We start from the raw sequence: 18,071 nt of genomic DNA, 5'->3' as shown, positions 1-18,071 counted from the left end.
GTGGTAACAGCGAGGGATGATCATACCGACGCACCCGTCCTACAGGACCAGAAACCGGCAGACCTGCGATGAATCGCTCAACCGTCGAGGCGCGCTGACCATTTGGTTCGAGCCGGAGGTGATCTGGGTGGCTGCGCCGACCGGCAGGGGCGGCCGCCTGCAGCCTTGGTCGCGAACATCCTGCGCCAGTTTCTCAAGGTCGATCTTCAGTCCCCGCCGGTGGCGGTAAACCTTGGGCTTAAGTTTCCCGCTCCAGTGCACAAGGCTGGCTATGCCGACGGAAAACCGCTCAGAAGCTTCGGCAAATGTCAGCCCCTCACGCTCTTTGACCGCAAGGACATGACAACGGAACGAAGTCGTGTAGGTCATGCCTCAATATAATCAATATTCAGTCGTTTGACTGTAAAACGTTTAGGTTTGTGCATAGGTCAGAACCTAGATGTAGTCGCCCCTTACCCCAAACGCCTATGCTGCACATTTGAAGACCGCACTACGGTGCCAATGACACGCGCAAATGCCACGGTGCCTGTCAACGGCGCCATTACCGCCCGCGGCGCAGATGCCGCCATCCAGAGTGATGTTGTGCGCCCGGCCCTGCGGCAGGGGAAGGCAAAACGTCACGTCCAGCCAACACAACCATTCCGCTCTCGCGGGACGCAACACGCCGCAACAGCGGCGTGCTGGGGCGATGCGAGGCCCGATAGCAACGCGGGTTTCGACCGGCGAGGCTTATTCCTTCGGCAGCACGCGCAGACGCAGATCGCGAAGCTGTTCGTTGGTCGGCTCGGACGGGGCGCCCATCATCAGGTCTTCGGCACGCTGGTTCATCGGGAACATGATGACCTCGCGGATATTCTGCTCATCCGCCAGCAGCATGACGATGCGGTCGATGCCCGCCGCGCAACCGCCGTGGGGCGGGGCGCCATAGCGGAAGGCCTTGACCATGCCGCCGAAGCGCTTTTCCACCTCGGAGGCCGGATAGCCCGCCAGTTCGAAGGCCTTGAACATGATCTCGGGCTTGTGGTTGCGGATCGCGCCCGAGACCAGCTCATAGCCGTTGCAGGCCAGATCGTATTGATAGCCCAGCACCTTCAGCGGATCGCCGTTCAGCGCCTCGATCCCGCCCTGCGGCATCGAGAAGGGGTTATGCGAGAAGTCGATCTTGCCGTCATCGGTCTTCTCATACATCGGGAAGTCGACGATCCAGGCGAATTTGAACTGGTTTTCCTCGGTCAGGCCAAGTTCGCGCCCGATCTCGTTGCGGGCGCGGCCAGCGACGGCCTCGAAGGTCTCGGGCTTGCCGCCGAGGAAGAAGGCCGCGTCGCCCTCGCCCAGACCCAGTTGCAGGCGGATCGCCTCGGTCCGTTCGGGGCCGATATTCTTGGCGATGGGGCCGGCGGCCTCGGTCGAGCCGTCATCGGCCTTGCGCCAGAAGATGTAACCCATGCCCGGCAGGCCTTCCTTCTGCGCGAAGGCGTTCATGCGGTCGGCAAACTTGCGGCTGCCGCCGGTGGGCGCGGGAATGGCGCGGACTTCGGTGCCGTCCTGTTCCAGCAGCTTGGCGAAGATGGCGAAGCCCGAGCCGCGGAAATGGTCGCTGACCACCTGCATCTCGATCGGGTTGCGCAGGTCGGGCTTGTCGCTGCCGTATTTCAACAGCGCCTCGGCATAGGGGATGCGCGGCCAGTTGGCATCGACCGGGCGGCCGCCGCCGAACTCCTCGAACAGGCCCTGGATGACCGGCTGGACGGTGGCAAACACGTCTTCCTGCTCGATAAAGGACATCTCGATATCGAGCTGGTAGAAATCGGTGGGCGAGCGGTCGGCACGCGGGTCCTCGTCGCGGAAGCAGGGGGCGATCTGGAAATAGCGGTCGAAGCCCGCGACCATGATCAGCTGCTTGAACTGCTGGGGCGCCTGCGGCAGCGCATAGAACTTGCCGGGATGGAGGCGCGAGGGGACCAGAAAGTCGCGCGCCCCTTCGGGGCTGGAAGCGGTGATGATCGGGGTCTGGAACTCGGTGAAACCCTCGTCCCACATGCGGTTGCGCAAGGACCGCACGACCTTGGAGCGCAGCATGATATTGTCGTGCAGCGACTCGCGACGCAGGTCGAGGAAGCGATAGGTCAGGCGCGTTTCCTCGGGATAGTCCTGATCGCCGAAGACCGGCAGGGGCAGCTCGTCAGCGGGGCCGAGAACCTCGATCTCGGTCGCATAGACCTCGATCTCGCCGGTGGGCAGTTTCGGGTTCACGAGGCTCGCGTCGCGCGGCTTCACCCGTCCGTCGACACGGATCACGGTCTCGGCGCGCAGCTTTTCCATGGCGGCAAAGGCCGGGCTGTCGCTGTCGGCCAGCACCTGGGTCATGCCGTAATGATCGCGCAGATCGACAAACAGCACGCCACCATGGTCGCGGACCCGGTGGACCCAGCCCGACAGGCGGATGGTTTCGCCGGCATTGGCGGCGGTCAGATCGGCGCAGGTATGGCTGCGGTAAGCGTGCATGGCGGACCTCTTTCGTTCAGCAACCGCATGAACAGCGCGAGGGGGCGGAAGTCAACCGCTCAGAAGGGCCGGACGACATTGCCAGAGTAGAAATAGACCCCCATGCCGACCGCAAAGAGGATATTTCCGGCAATCGCATGCAGCGCCCAGGCCCATGGCAGCCCGCGCCGCAGATAGCCAATGGCGAAGGCCAGCCCGCCGAAGAAGGTGAAGACGGCGACGATCCAGTTCCAGTACATCAGATGCGCAAGGCTGAAGAGCGCCGCATTGACCAGCACTGCCTGGCCCGGCCCGGCGAAAAGCGGGCCGTAGCGGTGGAAGAACAGGACGCGGAAGATCAGTTCCTGCGGCAGGGCGGAAAGCAGCGGGTAAAGCGCCCAGATCACCAGCAGGAAGCGCGGATCGCGGCGCAGGAAGGCGAAAAGCGCGTCTGGCCGGGTCAGGTAAAGGACGGTCACACAGGCCAAAAAGGTCAGCCCGGCGAAGGCCGCGAACAGCCGCCAGTCGAACCGCCCCCAGCCGCGCCGCAGGTCGCGCCAGTGAAAGCCCCCAGTCCGCCAGAGCAGGATCAGCCCGACAAGCGAAAAGGCGAAAAGCGCGCTGAACATCTGCCGTGGCGGCAGGAACAGCGCGATGGCGACCGGAACCGCAACAAAGAGCAGCGCGAATTCCGCCCAGAGCGCGCCCAGGCCACCTTGGCCCGGACGCGCCCAGATGAAGCGTTGCTGGTTCAGCGCACCAGGCGTCGGCTCAGCCATGCGCTCCAGTCTCCGACGCTGCCGGCGAAGGCGTTGATGTCGACATTGCCCCGGATGCCCGGCACGCTGCCGGTGCCGGTATATTGCCAGAAGGTCCAGCGTTGGCCGGGATAGACCTGACGCGGGTGGCCGGCAACCGAGCGCAGCCAGAATTCGGCATTCAGCCGGCCGATCCCGGTGTCACGATAGAAATCGACCGTGGTATAGACGATCGGACGCTGACCGTAATGCCGTTCGAGGATCGACATGAAGGTCGATGCCTCGCGCAGGATCTCGGCCGAGCCGGGGCGGCGTGGGCAGGTCTTCGAATGGGTCCATTCGATGTCCAGCACCGGCGGCAGGGACCCACGCTCGCGCGGGACATTGCGGATGAACCAGCGGGCCTGCTCGGCGCCCGAGCGACAGAAGTAATAATAGTGATAGGCGCCGCGCGGGATACGGGCATTGCCTGCCTCGCGCCAATAGCGGGGGAATTCGGGATCGGAATGATCGGCGCCCTCGGTCGCTTTCAGGAAGGCGAAGCTGATCCCGGATGTCCGGGCGCGACCCCAGTCGATATTGCCTTGCCAGCGCGAGATGTCGATGCCGTGGACGGGCAGGTCATAGGGATGCCCGCCGACCCATTGATGCGGGGCGTTGTCGCCCAGTTGCGGCACCGCGCCGCCAACCCATCCGCCACCGCTGGAAACGCTGCGCTGTCCGCCGCCGCAGGCGGCAAGCAGCAGGATAACAAGGGCCGAGAAAACGGTAACAATGCGCGACATGGTGCCCCTCAAACGTGTTTTCCTCGTTATCGCAGCGCCTGTGGATAAAGTCACGACACCAAATCGCTCACGAATCCGTCAGTGCTCGGCTGGGCGAAGACCCGCCGCGCAAGGGCAGTCCGGTGAGCTAATCCTGCCTTTCAGTCGCGGTCGGCCACCACCTTGCCGGGATTGAGGATGTTCTTCGGATCGAGCGCCGCTTTCAGCGTGCCCATCACCGCCCAGGCGGGACCGTGCTGTTCCTCCATCAAGCCGCGCTTGCCAAGGCCGATCCCATGCTCGCCCGAAACGGTGCCGCCGACGGCGATGGCGCGCCGCGACATGGCATTGGCGACCTTCTTGGCGCGGGCCAGTTCCTCGGCATTGTCGGGCTCGATCAGCAGCAGCGTGTGGAAATTCCCGTCGCCGACATGGCCGACGATATTTCCCAGGATCCCCGCCTCGGCCATGTCGGCCGCCGCTGCGCCGACGGCACCCGGCAGTTCCGACATCGGCACGCAGACATCGGTGACGACCCCCGTCGCGCCGGGGCGCAGCTTCAGCGTCGCCCAATAGGCGGCATGGCGCGCCTCCCACAGCTTCTTGCGATCCTCGGGAGAGGCGGCCCATTGGAACCCCTCGCCACCGCAATCGCCGGCGATTTCGCCGAAGGATTCGGCATTGGCGCGCACCGATTCGGGCGAGCCGTTGAATTCGATCATCAGATGCGGCTTCTCGGGATAGTCGGTGCCGGAATGCAGGTTCACGGCGCGCATGGCGATCGGGTCCATGAACTCGATCCGGGCCATGGGAATGCCCATCTGCATGGTCATGGCAACGCAGTTCACGGCATCGTCCAGCGAGGGGAAGGCGCAGACCGCCGCCGCCACATCCTCGGGTTGGCCATGCAGGCGCAGGGTCAGCTCGGTAATGATGCCAAGCGTCCCTTCCGAGCCCACCATCAGCGCCGTCAGATCGTATCCGGCGCTGGATTTCGCCGCCCGGGTGCCGGTGCGGATGACGGTGCCATCGGCCAGCACGACCTCCAGCGCAAGAACCGCGTCGCGCATGGTGCCGTAACGCACCGCCATCGTGCCCGAGGCCCGCGTCGCCGCCATCCCGCCGAGCGAGGCATTGGCGCCGGGGTCGATGGGGAAGAACAACCCGGTCGCGCGCAGATCGGTGTTCAGCGCCTCGCGCGTCACGCCGGGCTGAACCACGGCCAGCATGTCCTCGGGCCGGATGTCCAGCACCCGGTCCATGCGCATCATGTCGAGAACCAGCCCGCCATGGGTGGCAAGGGCGTGCCCCTCCAGCGAAGTGCCGGTGCCCCAGCCGATCACCGGGCAGCCGTGGCGGTTGCAGATGGCCAGAATCCGGCTGACCTCCTCGGTCGATTCGGGCCAGGCCACGGCATCGGGCGGCGGCGCGCGGTGCCATGTCTCGGACTGGCCGTGCTCGTCGCGGTCGGCCTGACGCTGTGACAGGCGATCCCCAATCACGGCGCGAATTTCGTCAAATGCGTGGCTGTGGTTGACCATCGCTTCCCCCTCTTCTTTGATGCCAACATGACCGAACCGGACCCGCAGCGAAAGCCCAGTATCATTGCCGATTCCGGCCGCTGGCTGGCCGGCGGGCCAAGGCAGTTGCGCCGGCGGCTTCTGCACGCCTGGCACATCATTCGCAAGCGCGGACCAAGCCAGGTGCAGTTCTGGCTGCTGGCGCTGCTGATCGGGGTTGGCGCAGGGCTGGCGGCACTGTTCTTCCGCTTTGGCATCACCGCATTGATGCGGACCTTTTACGGCATCGACGATCAGGCCCTGACCAACGAGGCCGCGCGGATGCCCTGGTGGTGGCTGATCCTGGTGCCGACCGTGGGCGGGCTGATCGTCGGACTGATCCTCGACCGCTTCACCGCCGCCGGTCGCGCCACGACCGTGGCCGACGTGATCGAGGATGCGGCGCTGGAAGGCGGCCGGGTGAACATGCGCGAGGGGCTGGCCTCGGCCGCGGCCTCGCTGCTGACGCTCGGCATGGGCGGCTCGTCGGGGCGCGAGGGACCGGTGGTGCACCTGGCCGGCGTCGTCTCGACCTGGTTCGCGACCCGCATCAATGCCAGCCCGATGGCGGGTCGAGAGCTTCTTGGCTGCGCCGTCGCCGGCGCGGTCTCGGCCAGCTTCAACGCCCCCATCGCCGGCGCGCTTTTCGCGCATGAGGTGATCCTGCGCCATTTCGCCGCCCATGCCTTCGCCCCCATCGCCATCGCCTCGGTCGCCGGTGCGATCATCAACCGGCAGGCCTTCGGCGGCGTGACCGAGTTCAATCTGCCCGGACAGCCGAACCTGTCCTTCTATGTCGAATTGCCGGCCTTCATGATGCTCGGCCTGGTCTCGGCGCTTGTCGCGGCGTCGCTGGTCTGGGCGGTGCTGCGCGCCGATGCCGCCGGCAATGCGCTTTTCGCCCGCACCGGCTGGCCGCGCTGGATCAGGCCGATGCTCGCGGGCACGCTGCTGGGGCTGATGGCGATCCCGTTTCCACATATCATCGGCATCGGCTATCAGACCACATTCGCCGCCCTGCGCGGCGCCTTCGGCCTGCAGGAGGTGATGCTCTTCGCCGTGGTCAAGGTCTTCGCCGTGGCGCTGACGCTTGGCGGGCGCATGGGCGGGGGCATTTTTTCGCCTGCGCTCGTTCTGGGCGCGCTGACCGGTCTGGCCTTCGGCATGATCGCCACCGCCGCCCTGCCGGGCCTGTCGGGCAGCACCACGATCTACGCCATGGCCGGCATGGGCGCGGTCGCCGCCGCCGTGCTGGGGGCGCCGATCTCGACCGCGCTGATCGTCTTCGAGATGACCGGCGACTATCAGACCGGGATCGCGGTCATGGCGGCGGTCTCGCTGTCATCGGCGCTGGCATCGCGGCTGCTGCACCGGTCCTTCTTCCTGACCCAGCTTGAGTTGCGCGGCGTTCATATCGCCGAGGGGCCGCAGGTCTGGCTGCCACGCAAGATGCGCATCAACTCGCTGATGCGAACGCCGGAAGCCGAGAATGCGCCCGCCCCGGATCTGGTGCGCAAGCTGGCGCTCTCGGGTCGGGCCCTGGTCGATGGCGCGACGCTGGACCGCGCCCTGGCCGAGTTCCGCCGCACCGGTGCGGCCTTTCTGCCGGTCATCCGGCCAGTCGCGCCGCGCCCGCCCGAGGCCATAGGTCCGGCGCCGCCGCCCGAGATTATCGGCACGCTCTATCATGTGGATGCCTTGCAGGCGCTGAATCAGGCCCTGTCGGCCACAGCGGCCGAGGAGCACGCCTAGACCCCGATCACCCGGCCCTGTTCCAGCCGCACCACCCGGTCCATCCGCGCCGCGAGGTCGAGGTTATGGGTCGCGATCAGCGCCGAAAGCCCGGTCTCGCGCACCAGCGACATCAGCACGTCGAAGACCCGGTCCGAGGTCCCGGGGTCGAGGTTCCCGGTCGGCTCGTCCGCCAGCAGCAGCGAGGGCGCATTGGCAAGCGCGCGGCAGAAGGCGACGCGCTGCTGCTCTCCACCGGAAAGTTCCGCCGGACGGTGACCGGCGCGATCCTTCAGCCCGACATGCTCCAGCAGCTTCGCCGCCCGCTCGCGCGCGGCGCGGTCGCCGGTTCCGTTCGCCAGTTGCGGCAGCAGGATATTCTCGGCGGCGGTGAATTCGGGCAGCAGGTGGTGGAACTGATAGATGAAGCCCAGATCGCGCCTGCGGGCCATGGTGCGGGTCATGTCGCGCTGCCCGGTCAGGTCGGTTCCGTTCAGCGTCACCCTGCCCTTGTCGGGCGTGTCCAGCAGCCCGGCGATATGCAGAAGCGTCGACTTGCCCGCGCCCGAGGGGGCGACAAGGGCCACGACCTCGCCCTTGCCGATGGTCAGGTCCAGCCCGCGCAGCACGTCGATCTGGCCGGGCGTGTCGCGGTTATAGGTCTTCTCGATCCCGTCGAGGCGCAGCACGTCATTCATAGCGAAGGGCCTCCACCGGGTTCATGCGCGCGGCGCGGGCGGCCGGGAAGATGGTGACCAGAAAGCTGAGCGACAGCGACAGCGCCACCGCCTTGCCGATATCCACGGCGCGGATCTTCGCCGGCAATTCGTAGATACCCCGCACCGAGGCATCCCAGGCCCCGCCGCCCGTGAACCAGTTCACCGCCGAGATGATGTGATCGACATTGAGCGAGACGATCACCCCAAGGATCACGCCCACGATGGTGCCGATGATCCCGGTGAAGGCACCGCAGAGGAAGAAGACCCGCAGCACCGCGCCCTCGGTCAGGCCGATGGTGCGCAGGATGCCGATATCGCGGCCCTTGTTCTTGACCAGCATGATCAGCCCCGAGGTGATATTCATGGTCGCGATCAGCACCAGCACCGAGAGGATGATGAACATCACGTCATCCTCCATGTCGAGCGCCTTAAGGAAGCTGGCCGAGCTGTCCTTCCAGGTCCAGACCTGCGCGCCCTCGCCCGCCGCCTGCATCAGCGGCAGGGTCCAGTCGCCGACGCGGTCGGGATCGTCGACATAGATCTCGATCTCGTCGGCGACGCCTTCGCGGTTGAAATAGGATTGCGCCTCGGTCAGCGGCATGAAGACCCGGGTGCGGTCGATGTCGTAGCGCCCGGCGGTGAAGATATAAGTGACCTCATAGGCGTTGACGCGCGGCGTGGTGCCGAAGGCGGTCTGCGCGCCTTCGGGCGCGATCAGTCGGATGCGGTCGCCGACGCCCACGCCAAGCTCGCGCGCGATGCCCGAGCCGATGGCGATGCCGCGGTCGAAATCCTCGATATTGCCGAGGGCGGTGGTGGGGTCGGCGATGCGGGTCATCTGGCGAAGGTCATCCAGCGTGATGCCGAAGACCTCGGCCACATTGGCGGCACCGCCCGAAGTGGCCATGACCTGCCCTTTCACCACTGGCGCGGTGCCGGTGACGCCCGGCACCTCGGCCAGTTGCGCCGCCATGGCATCGTAATCGGCGATCCGGCCCGGCTGCATGTAGATCTCGCCGGTCAGTTCGTTGGTGAAGGTGATGGGCGACATATAGACGGTGGTATGGGCGTTGGCGCCCAACATGGTATCGACGAACTCGGCCCGGAAACCGGTGCGCACGGCCAGCGTCACGATCAGCGCAGCAACGCCAAGCGCGATGCCGATCAGGCTGATCCAGGTCATGACGGAAACGCCGCCCTCGGCCCGGCGAGCACGCAGATAGCGCCAGGCGATCATGAATTCGAAGCCCGAGAAGGGGCGTGGGTTCGATGCGGATTGAGCCATGTCCGGTCCTTTGGGTCGGCCGGGAAGGTGATCGGAAAGCACGAAAAGCGCAAGCCGACATTGCCGTGATCGGCTGTTGAGCCGCGTGGGGGGGCGTTTTCCGGCGGCCCGTGCCCCGGCTGTTTCAGTGCCGGGGAATGCCGGGCTTGCCTGCCCATCGCCCCTCTGCCATGAAGGCCGGCATGGCCAGACCCGTTACCAGCTTCACCTGTCAGGACTGCGGCGCGACCCACAAGAAATGGGCCGGGCGCTGCGATGCCTGCGGGGCCTGGAACACCATCGTCGAGGAAGCCCCCCTGAGCCAGGGGCCGGGGCGCGGCCTTGGCGCGGCCAAGGGCAGGACCGTGGCGCTGAGCGCGCTGTCCACCGAAGAACCGCCGCCGCCGCGCGCGGAAAGCGGCATTGCCGAGTTCGACCGGGTTCTGGGCGGCGGGCTGGTGCCGGGATCGGCGATCCTTGTCGGCGGCGATCCGGGGATCGGCAAGTCGACGCTGCTGCTGCAGGCCGCCGCAGCTTTCGCCGGACGCGGCGCCAATGCGATCTATATCTCGGGCGAGGAAGCCAGCGCCCAGGTCAGGATGCGCGCGCAAAGGCTCGGGCTGGCCGAGGCGCCGGTGCGGCTGGGGGCCGAGACCGCGCTGCGCGACATCCTGACCACGCTGGATGCCGAACGCCCCGATCTTGCCATCGTCGATTCCATCCAGACCCTGTGGTCGGACACGGTCGAGGCCGCACCGGGCAGCGTCAGCCAGGTCCGCGCCTCGGCGCATGAGCTGGTCACCTTCGCCAAGAAGCGCGGCGTCGCCGTCATCATCGTCGGCCATGTCACCAAGGACGGCCAGATCGCCGGGCCGCGCGTGGTCGAGCATATGGTCGATACCGTGCTTTATTTCGAGGGCGAGCGCGGCCACCAGTTCCGCATCCTGCGCGCGGTGAAGAACCGCTTCGGCCCGGCGGACGAGATCGGCGTCTTCGAGATGACCGGCGGCGGACTGGCCGAGGTCGCCAACCCCTCGGCGCTGTTTCTGTCCGAACGTGGCCAGCCCTCGCCCGGATCGGCGGTTTTCGCCGGCATCGAGGGCACGCGGCCGGTGCTGACCGAAATTCAGGCCCTGGTGGCGCCCTCGACATTGGCAAGTCCCCGCCGAACCGTGGTCGGGCTGGATTCGGGACGGGTCTCGACCATCCTCGCCGTGCTGGAGGCGCGTTGCGGCATTCCCTTTGCCGGGCTCGATGTTTTTCTGAATGTTGCCGGGGGCATGCGGGTGCTGGAACCCGCCGCCGATCTTGCCATCGCTGCCGCCCTGCTGAGCGCGCGCGAGGACAGCGCCCTGCCCGCAGACTGTGTCACTTTTGGCGAAATCAGCCTCTCCGGGGCGCTGCGTCCGGTCGCTCAGGCGGAAAACAGGTTGAAAGAAGCCCAAAAACTTGGTTTTTCACAGGCCATCATCCCTGCCGCCTCGAAGATCGAGGGCGCGCGGGACATGCGGCTGGACCGGACGGCCGATCTGACGAGCTTCGTCGGAGAGGTTTTCGGGGCCGGCTAGAACAGGGACAAAGCGGCCACATCTGCCGCAAAAGGTGGGTAAATGGACGGCTTCACCATTATCGACGGCATCGTTGCGGCCGTCATCATCCTGTCGGCGATCCTCGCCTATGCGCGCGGCTTCGTGCGCGAATCGCTGGCGATCCTCGGCTGGATCGGGGCGGCGGTGCTGGCCTTCATCTTCGCCGGAACGCTGCGCCCGATGATCGCGCAGATCCCTTTCCTGGATCGCTTCCTTGGCGAAAGCTGCGAATTGGCGACCATCGCCGCCTTCGCCGCCGCCTTCGCGCTGGCACTGGTGCTGTTCTCGATCATCACGCCGCTGTTTTCCTCGGTGGTGCAGCGCTCGGCCCTTGGCGGGGTCGATCAGGGCATGGGCTTCCTCTTCGGGGTGGCGCGCGGCATCCTGCTCGTGGCCATCGCCTTCATCGTCTATGACCGGGTCATGGCTTCCTCGCCGGTGCCGATGGTGGACGATTCGCGCACCGCGAAAGTGCTGGACCGGATGATCGGCACGCTGGATTCGGAAATCCCGCAGGACGCGCCGGGCTGGATCACCAACCGCTACAATCAGCTGGTCTCCGGCTGCACGGGCGAAGCGATCACCCCGACCGAGGCGACCGCGCCTGCAACAGAGACCACCGGCACCAGCAACTGACGGCCAAAGTCGCGGTTTGCCGCCCCCAATGTCATTTTCCTGTCACGCCCCCGGTCCGGGGGCGTGACTTTTTCCACCGCAGCCCCTATCTAGGGCGCAGCCCCACAAGTCAGACGAGCAGCCCCATGCAGCCATTTCTCGCGCATCCTTTCGACGATGATCGCCTGCATGAGGAATGCGGCGTCTTCGGTGTGATCGGCGTCGCCGAGGCGGCGAATTTCGTGGCGCTCGGGCTGCACGCGCTTCAACATCGCGGTCAGGAGGCCGGCGGCATCGTCAGCCACGACACCGAACGCGGCTTCAACAGCGCCCATCGCTTCGGCTATGTCCGCGACAATTTCACCAAGCAATCGCTGATGGAAACCCTGCCCGGGCCGCTGGCCATCGGGCATGTCCGCTATTCAACCGCCGGTGCCAAGGCGGCCCATATCCGCGACGTGCAGCCCTTCTTCGGCGAATTCAGCATGGGCGGCTGCGCGGTCGCGCATAACGGCAATATCACCAATGCCGACGCGCTGCGGCGCGAGCTGATCGACCGCGGCTCGATCTTCCAGTCGGGAAGCGATTCGGAATGCATCATTCACCTGATGGCGCGATCCATCCAGCGCAATATCCCCGAGCGAATGAAGGACGCGCTGCGCCGCATCGAAGGCGCCTTCAGCGTCATCGCCATGACCCGCACCAAGCTGATCGGCGTGCGCGACCCGTTGGGCGTTCGCCCGCTGGTGATCGGCAAGCTGGGCGATGACGGTTATGCGCTGTCATCCGAGACCTGCGGCCTCGATATCATCGGCGCCGAATTCGTCCGCGAGGTCGAGCCGGGCGAGATGGTGGTGATCTCGAAGGGCAAGATCGAAAGCTCTCGCCCCTTCCATCCGACATCGTCACGCTTCTGCATCTTCGAGCATGTGTATTTCTCGCGCCCCGATTCGATCATCGGTGGGCGTTCGGTCTATGAAACCCGGCTCCAGATCGGCGTCGAATTGGCGCGTGAGGCCCCGGTCGAGGCCGATCTGGTCTGCCCCGTCCCCGATTCGGGCACGCCGGCGGCCATCGGCTATGCGCAGGAATCCGGCATCCCTTACGGGATGGGGATCATCCGCAACCAGTATATGGGCCGGACCTTCATCGAACCGACCGACCAGATCCGCAATATGGGCGTCAGGCTCAAGCTGAACGTCAACCGCTCGCTGATCGCCGGCAAGCGGGTGGTGCTGGTCGATGACAGCGTGGTGCGCGGCACCACCAGCCGCAAGATCAAGGACATGATCCTGGATGCCGGCGCCCGCGAGGTGCATTTCCGCATCGCTTCCCCGCCGACCGCCTGGCCCTGCTTCTACGGCGTCGATACCCCCGACCGCGAGAAACTTCTGGCCGCCCAGATGTCGGTCGAGGAAATGCGCGAATGGATCGGCGTCGACAGCCTGGCCTTCGTCTCGCTCGACGGACTTTACCGTGCGGCAGGCAAGGCCAATGGCCGCGACAAGTCCTGCCCGCAATATTGCGACGCCTGTTTCTCGGGCGATTACCCGGTGGCACCCTTCGACCAGTTAGAGCGCGGTTTCCGCATGAAAGACGGCTCTGAAACCGCACCGATGCAGGCGGCGGAATAGGGTTCTGACGGGGCCGGGCTCAGCCCTGCCTTGAGTTCTGATCCTCGGCCTTGTCGGCCAGCGATTCGGCGCGGGCGGCAAGTTCGGCCATCGCCTCCAGCACATCGGCCGTGCTGGTGCCCGAGGCGGCCGAACGGGTGCGCGACACCTCGCGCTCGGCGGAAAGGGCGCGGTCTTCCATCGCCGACAGCCGATCCGCCAGCATCAACCCGGCCAGCAGCAACAGGCGCGGTTCCGGCATCCGTCCGGCTTGTTCAACGATCTTGCCGGCTTCCTCGTCCAGCAGCCCGGCGGCGCGGCGCAGAAGCCGCTCTTCGCCGTCCTGCGCCTGCAGGGTGTATTCCTTGTGGCCAATGGTGAAGGTCACATCCATCTGTCAGCCCCCTTCGGTCAGCTTTCGCGTTGGTCGAATGCCACGATATCGGCCGGCGCCGGGGTCACATCCTCGGCATAGGGCGCGTCCGGGGCGCGCGGCGCCTCGGCGATCAGGGTTTCCAGCCCGGTCATGATCTCGTCCAGCGCCCCGATCTCGGCCTGACGGACCGCCTTGATGGAGTCGAGTTCGGCCCTCAGCGCGGAATCGGAATCGGCACTTCCGGCGCTCAGTTCGGCATTGGCCGACACGAGGGCGTCATTGGCACGGGCCAGCCGGGCGGCTTCCTCATGCGCCTCGGCCAGACGGCGTTTCAGGGCGCCGATCTCGGCCTTCAGCGCTGCGGTGTCACCCGGATCAGCGCCATCGGTCGAACCATTGTGATGTGACGTCGACTCGGCTGCGGACAAATCAAGCGCCGCATCTATGCGACCGAATGCTGCGATCAGGCGCTTTTCACTGTCCGCAAAGCTGGTCATGGCCCGTCCCGAGAATGTCTTTCGTGATAAGCCTTCTTACAGGACCGCGCCTGAAAAACAAGGACGGGCGGGGAAATCCCCGCCCGCCCGGCAATTCTAAGCGCGGTCGCGCTTACTTCAATTCGCGGCTCTCGCCCATCAGACCCTTCACGATGGCCCAGCAGGCGCCGAGCAGCACGATCGTGAAGGGAAAGCCGGTCGAAACCGCCATGGCCTGCAAGGCTTCCAGCCCGCCGGCCAGCAGAAGCGCGATGGCGACCAGCCCCTCGACCGTGCACCAGAACACCCGCTGCGGCACGGGCGAGTTCACCTTGCCGCCCGAGGAGATCGTATCGATCACCAGCGAGCCGGAATCCGACGAGGTGATGAAGAAGACGATGACCAGCACGATGCCGATGAAGCTGGTAATCCCGGTCCAGGGCAGTTGCGACAGCATGACGAAAAGCTTCAACTCAAGCGCCGCTTCCGAGATGCCCTTGAACCCCGCCAGCGTGATCGAGATCGCGGTGCCGCCGAAGGTCGTCATCCACAGGACCGAGACGATAGCCGGCACCAGCAGCACCGCGACCAGGAATTGCCGCACCGTCCGCCCGCGCGAAACCCGCGCGATGAACATGCCGACGAAGGGCGACCAGCTGATCCACCAGGCCCAGTAGAAGGCCGTCCAGCCATGGCGGAAGTTGTCGTCGTCGCGCCCGAACGGGTTCGACAGCGGCAACAGTTCCTGCGCATAGGCTTTCAGGTTGGCAAAGAAGCCGGTCAGGATCGCCATGGTCGGCCCGACCACGATCACGAACAGCAGAAGCAGGAAGGCCAGCACCATATTCGCCTCGGACAGGCGCTTCACGCCCTTGTCGACGCCGGTGATGACCGACACCGTCGCTACGGCGGTAATCGCCACGATCAACAGCACCATGGTCATGTTCGACGCCGGGACATCGAACAGGAAGTTCAGACCCGCCGTCGCCTGCCGCGCCCCGAAGCCAAGCGAGGTTGCCAGACCGAAGATGGTGGCAAAAACCGCGAGGATGTCGATGATATGGCCCGGCCAGCCCCAGATGCGTTCACCCAGGATCGGGTAGAAGACCGAGCGCATGGTCAGCGGCAGGCCCTTGTTGAACGAGAACAGCGCCAGCGCCAGCGCCACCACCGCATAGATCGCCCAAGGGTGCAGCCCCCAGTGGAAGATCGTCGCGGCCATGCCCAGCCGGCGGGCGGCCATCTCGTCCCCGGCGGCGCCTTGCAGCGGCGCCCAATCGGTGCGCGCGCCATTTTCAACCACGGTTCCGGCCAGCGAGCTGTCGAAATGGCTCATCGGTTCGGACACGCCATAGAACATCAGCCCGATGCCCATGCCGGCGGCGAAAAGCATGGCGAACCAGCTTCCCAGCGAGAAATCCGGCGTCGCCTCGGGGCCGCCAAGGCGGACGCGGCCAAGCGGCGAGACGATCAGCCCAAGGCAGAGCAGCACGAAGATATTGCCGGCAAGCAGGAAGAACCATGCCAGATTGCCGGTCAGCCAGTCGCGCATCCCCTGAAAGAACGGCTCCAACTGCTGCTGGAAGATCAGCGCCGCGAGGGTAATGGCGATGATACACAGCGCCGCAATCGGAAAGACCGGCTTGTGAATGTCGATCTCCAGCGTGACGCTGTGCGCAAGATTGTCCTGGCCGATCTCGTAATCGGTCTCGATCACCTCGGTCGGGCCTTCGGGCGGCGGCACCGGGTCTTCCTCCGGGGTGTCGTGTGGGACATCTTCGGGATGGCCGTCGAGGATCGGGCGTTCATAGGCGGGATCGCCCGGATGGCCCTTCTGATCTTGATGCGGATCGTTCGGATCGGACATGAAAATCCTTTCACTCTTTCTTCTGTTATTAGGTCTTGCTTACGAGGGTGCGGCTTATGTCACATCTGCTTGAAGATGGCCACCCGACGGTTCAAAGTGGCAACAAAACCACTGTTTCGCTGGCGCGGCCCGGGGCTGTTGACGTCCAGTAACTTAGGTGTTCAACCTTCGGCGCAGGTGATTAAGGGGTCGTCATGGGTCGCAAAAAGCACAGCTTCGTCATCCTTGGTCTAGGCAGCTTCGGCAGCGTCGTGGCCAGCACGCTGGCGCAATATGACAACCATGTCCTCGGCATCGACATCAGCGAGCGGCGCGTCGCGCAACTGGCCCATAGCCTGAGCAATGTCGCCATCCTGGATGCCACCGACGAATATGCGCTGCGCGAGGCCGGGGTGCAGAATTACGAGACCGCGCTCGTCTCTCTGGGAGGCAATCTTGAGGCCGGCATCCTCTCGGTGATGAACCTCAAGATGATCGGCGTCGGCAATATCTGGGTCAAGGCGGACAGCCGCACCCATCACCGGATCATGTCGAAGATGGGCGTGGACCGGGTGCTGCTGCCCGATGTCGAAATGGGCCAGCACACGGCGCAGATGATGAACAACCCGGCGGTGCAGGATTACGTCGCCCTCGGCAACGGCTATAATGTCGTCAATATGCGCGTCCCGGAACGGCTGAACGAACATCCGCTGGCGCATCTGCGGCTGGATGTCAGCCTGCGCTCGCTGGGATTGATGCGTGGCACGGAATTCGTCCCGACCACGCCAGAGACCATCATGAAGACCGGCGACCGGCTGCTGATCCTTGGCCGCAAACCCGAGCTTCTGGCCTTCGGCGAGTCGTTTTGAGCAATCGGTCCAACAAGTTGAGCAATCGGTCCAACAAGCTGCTGCGCCTGCTGCGGCACCGCCTCAACCGGATGCCGCCGCCGGCAGTGTTGGCGCTGTCCTATCTGGCGCTTGTGGTCATGGGCGGGCTGGCCTTGATGCTGCCCTTTGCCGCGACCCGACCGCTGACAATGCTGGAGGCGCTGTTCTCCTCGACCTCGGCGGTCACGGTGACCGGGCTTTCGGTGATCGATGTCGAGCATGTGCTGACCTTCTGGGGCCAGTTGATCCTGCTGATCCTCGTGCAGCTCGGCGGGCTCGGGCTGATGAGCTTTGCGGTGCTGGTCTTCTCGGCGCTCGGGATGCCGATCGGACTTACCCATAAAAGCTATCTGCGCGAGGACCTGAACCAGACCTCGTTCAACAAGCTGACCGCCATGGTGGCCGAGATCTTCCGTGCCGTGCTGGCCGCAGAGATCATCGGGGCGATGCTGCTTTGCCTGGTCTTCGTGCCGGAATTCGGGCTGATCCGGGGCGGCTGGCACGCGATCTTCCATTCGATTTCGGCCTTCAACAATGCCGGTTTCTCGACCTTTTCCGAGGGGCTGACTCGTTATCCGATCAATCCGATCATCAATATCGTCATCCCCGCCCTCTTCATCTTCGGCGGGCTCGGCTATCTGGTGGTGATGGATGTCCAGCACCGGAAATTCTGGCGCGGCTGGACGCTGCACACCCGGCTCATGCTGGTCGGAACGCTGGCGCTGATCGTGCTGGGGGTCGGGCTGACCGCCATTCTGGAATGGAACAACCCGAAGACGCTGGCGCAGTTCTCCTCGCCCATCTCGCGGCTGACGGTGGCCTGGTTTCAGGGTGTGACTACGCGCACGGCGGGGTTTTCCACCACCGATATCGGCGGGCTGCACGATTCGACCTCGCTGCTTTACATCGCGCTGATGACCATCGGCGGCGGCCCGACCTCGACGGCGAGCGGGATCAAGGTCACGACGATGATGGTCATGCTGCTGGCAACGCTGGCCTTCTTCCGCCGCCGGACCGAGATCTGGGCCTTCGGACGCTCCATCGGGCTGGACGAGGTGCTGAAGGTGATGGCCCTGATCGCCATCGCCGCCATGCTGAACTTCATCAGCGTCTTCCTGATGGCCGCGACCCATGACGGCCAGTTTCTGGATATCAGCTTCGAGGTCGCCAGCGCCTTCAGCAATACCGGCCTCAGCCGCAACTATACCGGCGATCTGTCCCCGTTCGGCCGGATCGTCATCATCGTCATCATGTTCCTGGGCCGGGTCGGGCCGCTGACGCTGGGCTTCTTCCTTGCCACCCGGACCATGCCGCGGGTCCGTTACCCCGAGGGACAGGTGCATCTTGGCTGATCCGCGCCCAGGGCCTATAAGCGGCGGGCAATGAA

Annotated in this window: 15 protein-coding genes and 1 pseudogene; 7 read left to right on the top strand and 9 right to left on the bottom strand. The window is 65.2% G+C overall.

The annotated features are described in order from the left end of the window. Positions 1-16: 16 nt before the first annotated feature. A pseudogene (locus tag Q0330_RS04370) lies at positions 17-157 on the top strand (IS5/IS1182 family transposase); the annotation flags it as partial. Positions 158-729: 572 nt separating this feature from the next. On the opposite strand, the gene aspS reads toward Q0330_RS04370, so the two are convergent. The 4 genes from aspS to Q0330_RS04350 all read right to left on the bottom strand — a co-directional run bounded on the left by aspS (position 730) and on the right by Q0330_RS04350 (position 5,547). After that, positions 730-2,505, bottom strand: a complete 1,776-nt coding sequence (aspS, locus tag Q0330_RS04365; protein ID WP_299474982.1) for an aspartate--tRNA ligase — start codon at positions 2,503-2,505, stop codon at positions 730-732. Between the two features lie 59 nt (positions 2,506-2,564). Next, entirely contained in the window at positions 2,565-3,263 is a 699-nt protein-coding gene (locus Q0330_RS04360) for a CPBP family intramembrane glutamic endopeptidase (RefSeq protein ID WP_299474979.1), read from the bottom strand. Then, positions 3,236-4,027, bottom strand: coding sequence for a GH25 family lysozyme (locus Q0330_RS04355; RefSeq protein ID WP_299474976.1), 792 nt, complete (start codon positions 4,025-4,027; stop codon positions 3,236-3,238). Before Q0330_RS04355 ends, Q0330_RS04360 begins: the two co-directional genes overlap by 28 nt. A 140-nt stretch (positions 4,028-4,167) precedes the next feature. Beyond that, on the bottom strand, positions 4,168-5,547 hold the full coding sequence (locus Q0330_RS04350) for an FAD-linked oxidase C-terminal domain-containing protein (RefSeq protein WP_299474973.1): 1,380 nt from the start codon (positions 5,545-5,547) through the stop codon (positions 4,168-4,170). A 27-nt stretch (positions 5,548-5,574) separates the two neighbouring features. Here Q0330_RS04350 and Q0330_RS04345 point away from each other — a divergent pair, with 27 nt between their 5' ends. Beyond that, positions 5,575-7,317 carry a chloride channel protein gene (locus Q0330_RS04345; protein ID WP_299474970.1) on the top strand — a complete coding sequence of 581 codons (1,743 nt, stop codon included), beginning with the start codon at positions 5,575-5,577 and terminating at the stop codon, positions 7,315-7,317. Here Q0330_RS04345 and Q0330_RS04340 read toward each other — a convergent pair. Both Q0330_RS04340 and Q0330_RS04335 read right to left on the bottom strand, forming a co-directional pair. Beyond that, positions 7,314-7,994, bottom strand: coding sequence for an ABC transporter ATP-binding protein (locus tag Q0330_RS04340; RefSeq protein ID WP_299474967.1), 681 nt, complete (start codon positions 7,992-7,994; stop codon positions 7,314-7,316). The genes Q0330_RS04345 and Q0330_RS04340 overlap by 4 nt on opposite strands. Then, positions 7,987-9,300: a lipoprotein-releasing ABC transporter permease subunit gene (locus Q0330_RS04335; RefSeq protein WP_299474964.1), complete on the bottom strand. Its 1,314-nt coding sequence runs from the start codon at positions 9,298-9,300 to the stop codon at positions 7,987-7,989. The genes Q0330_RS04340 and Q0330_RS04335 overlap by 8 nt, the downstream gene beginning before the upstream one ends. 182 nt (positions 9,301-9,482) lie before the next feature. Between Q0330_RS04335 and radA the strand changes: the two genes are divergently transcribed. The 3 genes from radA to purF all read left to right on the top strand — a co-directional run bounded on the left by radA (position 9,483) and on the right by purF (position 13,117). Beyond that, complete coding sequence (gene radA / locus Q0330_RS04330; protein ID WP_299474961.1) at positions 9,483-10,847, top strand: DNA repair protein RadA; 1,365 nt, start codon at positions 9,483-9,485, stop codon at positions 10,845-10,847. A 42-nt stretch (positions 10,848-10,889) separates the two neighbouring features. Beyond that, a complete protein-coding gene (locus tag Q0330_RS04325; RefSeq protein WP_299474958.1) occupies positions 10,890-11,504 on the top strand; it encodes a CvpA family protein in 615 nt (204 codons plus the stop codon). Positions 11,505-11,629: 125 nt separating this feature from the next. Beyond that, entirely contained in the window at positions 11,630-13,117 is a 1,488-nt protein-coding gene (purF, locus tag Q0330_RS04320; RefSeq protein ID WP_299474955.1) for an amidophosphoribosyltransferase, read from the top strand. Between the two features lie 19 nt (positions 13,118-13,136). Here purF and Q0330_RS04315 read toward each other — a convergent pair whose 3' ends face one another. From Q0330_RS04315 to Q0330_RS04305, 3 genes are all read right to left on the bottom strand, one after another. After that, positions 13,137-13,490, bottom strand: coding sequence for a cell division protein ZapA (locus tag Q0330_RS04315; protein ID WP_299474952.1), 354 nt, complete (start codon positions 13,488-13,490; stop codon positions 13,137-13,139). Positions 13,491-13,507: 17 nt separating this feature from the next. Next, complete coding sequence (locus tag Q0330_RS04310) at positions 13,508-13,969, bottom strand: hypothetical protein (RefSeq protein ID WP_299474949.1); 462 nt, start codon at positions 13,967-13,969, stop codon at positions 13,508-13,510. 112 nt (positions 13,970-14,081) lie between these two features. Continuing rightward, the gene (locus Q0330_RS04305) at positions 14,082-15,815 is read right to left on the bottom strand and encodes a BCCT family transporter (RefSeq protein WP_299474946.1); all 1,734 of its coding nucleotides are present in this window, start codon (positions 15,813-15,815) and stop codon (positions 14,082-14,084) included. A 194-nt stretch (positions 15,816-16,009) separates the two neighbouring features. Here Q0330_RS04305 and Q0330_RS04300 point away from each other — a divergent pair, with 194 nt between their 5' ends. Both Q0330_RS04300 and Q0330_RS04295 read left to right on the top strand, forming a co-directional pair. Further along, positions 16,010-16,663, top strand: a complete 654-nt coding sequence (locus tag Q0330_RS04300) for a TrkA family potassium uptake protein (protein WP_299474943.1) — start codon at positions 16,010-16,012, stop codon at positions 16,661-16,663. 17 nt (positions 16,664-16,680) lie between these two features. Then, a complete protein-coding gene (locus Q0330_RS04295) occupies positions 16,681-18,036 on the top strand; it encodes a potassium transporter TrkG (RefSeq protein WP_366518299.1) in 1,356 nt (451 codons plus the stop codon). Positions 18,037-18,071: the final 35 nt, after the last annotated feature.

It is taken from the genome of uncultured Paracoccus sp. (assembly GCF_937873615.1).
Classification (GTDB): Bacteria; Pseudomonadota; Alphaproteobacteria; order Rhodobacterales; family Rhodobacteraceae; genus Paracoccus.
This window is presented reverse-complemented; position numbering and strand designations above follow the sequence as displayed.

Bases quoted from the DNA above. Each gene is read 5' to 3' on its own strand.
- Q0330_RS04350 (WP_299474973.1), bottom strand. From the start codon at position 5,547: ATGGTCAACCACAGCCACGCATTTGACGAAATTCGCGCCGTGATTGGG.
- Q0330_RS04310 (WP_299474949.1), bottom strand. From the start codon at position 13,969: ATGACCAGCTTTGCGGACAGTGAAAAGCGCCTGATCGCAGCATTCGGT.
- Q0330_RS04315 (WP_299474952.1), bottom strand. From the start codon at position 13,490: ATGGATGTGACCTTCACCATTGGCCACAAGGAATACACCCTGCAGGCG.
- aspS (WP_299474982.1), bottom strand. From the start codon at position 2,505: ATGCACGCTTACCGCAGCCATACCTGCGCCGATCTGACCGCCGCCAAT.
- radA (WP_299474961.1), top strand. From the start codon at position 9,483: ATGGCCAGACCCGTTACCAGCTTCACCTGTCAGGACTGCGGCGCGACC.
- Q0330_RS04360 (WP_299474979.1), bottom strand. From the start codon at position 3,263: ATGGCTGAGCCGACGCCTGGTGCGCTGAACCAGCAACGCTTCATCTGG.
- Q0330_RS04325 (WP_299474958.1), top strand. From the start codon at position 10,890: ATGGACGGCTTCACCATTATCGACGGCATCGTTGCGGCCGTCATCATC.
- Q0330_RS04305 (WP_299474946.1), bottom strand. From the start codon at position 15,815: ATGTCCGATCCGAACGATCCGCATCAAGATCAGAAGGGCCATCCGGGC.
- Q0330_RS04300 (WP_299474943.1), top strand. From the start codon at position 16,010: ATGGGTCGCAAAAAGCACAGCTTCGTCATCCTTGGTCTAGGCAGCTTC.
- purF (WP_299474955.1), top strand. From the start codon at position 11,630: ATGCAGCCATTTCTCGCGCATCCTTTCGACGATGATCGCCTGCATGAG.
- Q0330_RS04335 (WP_299474964.1), bottom strand. From the start codon at position 9,300: ATGGCTCAATCCGCATCGAACCCACGCCCCTTCTCGGGCTTCGAATTC.
- Q0330_RS04355 (WP_299474976.1), bottom strand. From the start codon at position 4,027: ATGTCGCGCATTGTTACCGTTTTCTCGGCCCTTGTTATCCTGCTGCTT.
- Q0330_RS04340 (WP_299474967.1), bottom strand. From the start codon at position 7,994: ATGAATGACGTGCTGCGCCTCGACGGGATCGAGAAGACCTATAACCGC.
- Q0330_RS04345 (WP_299474970.1), top strand. From the start codon at position 5,575: ATGACCGAACCGGACCCGCAGCGAAAGCCCAGTATCATTGCCGATTCC.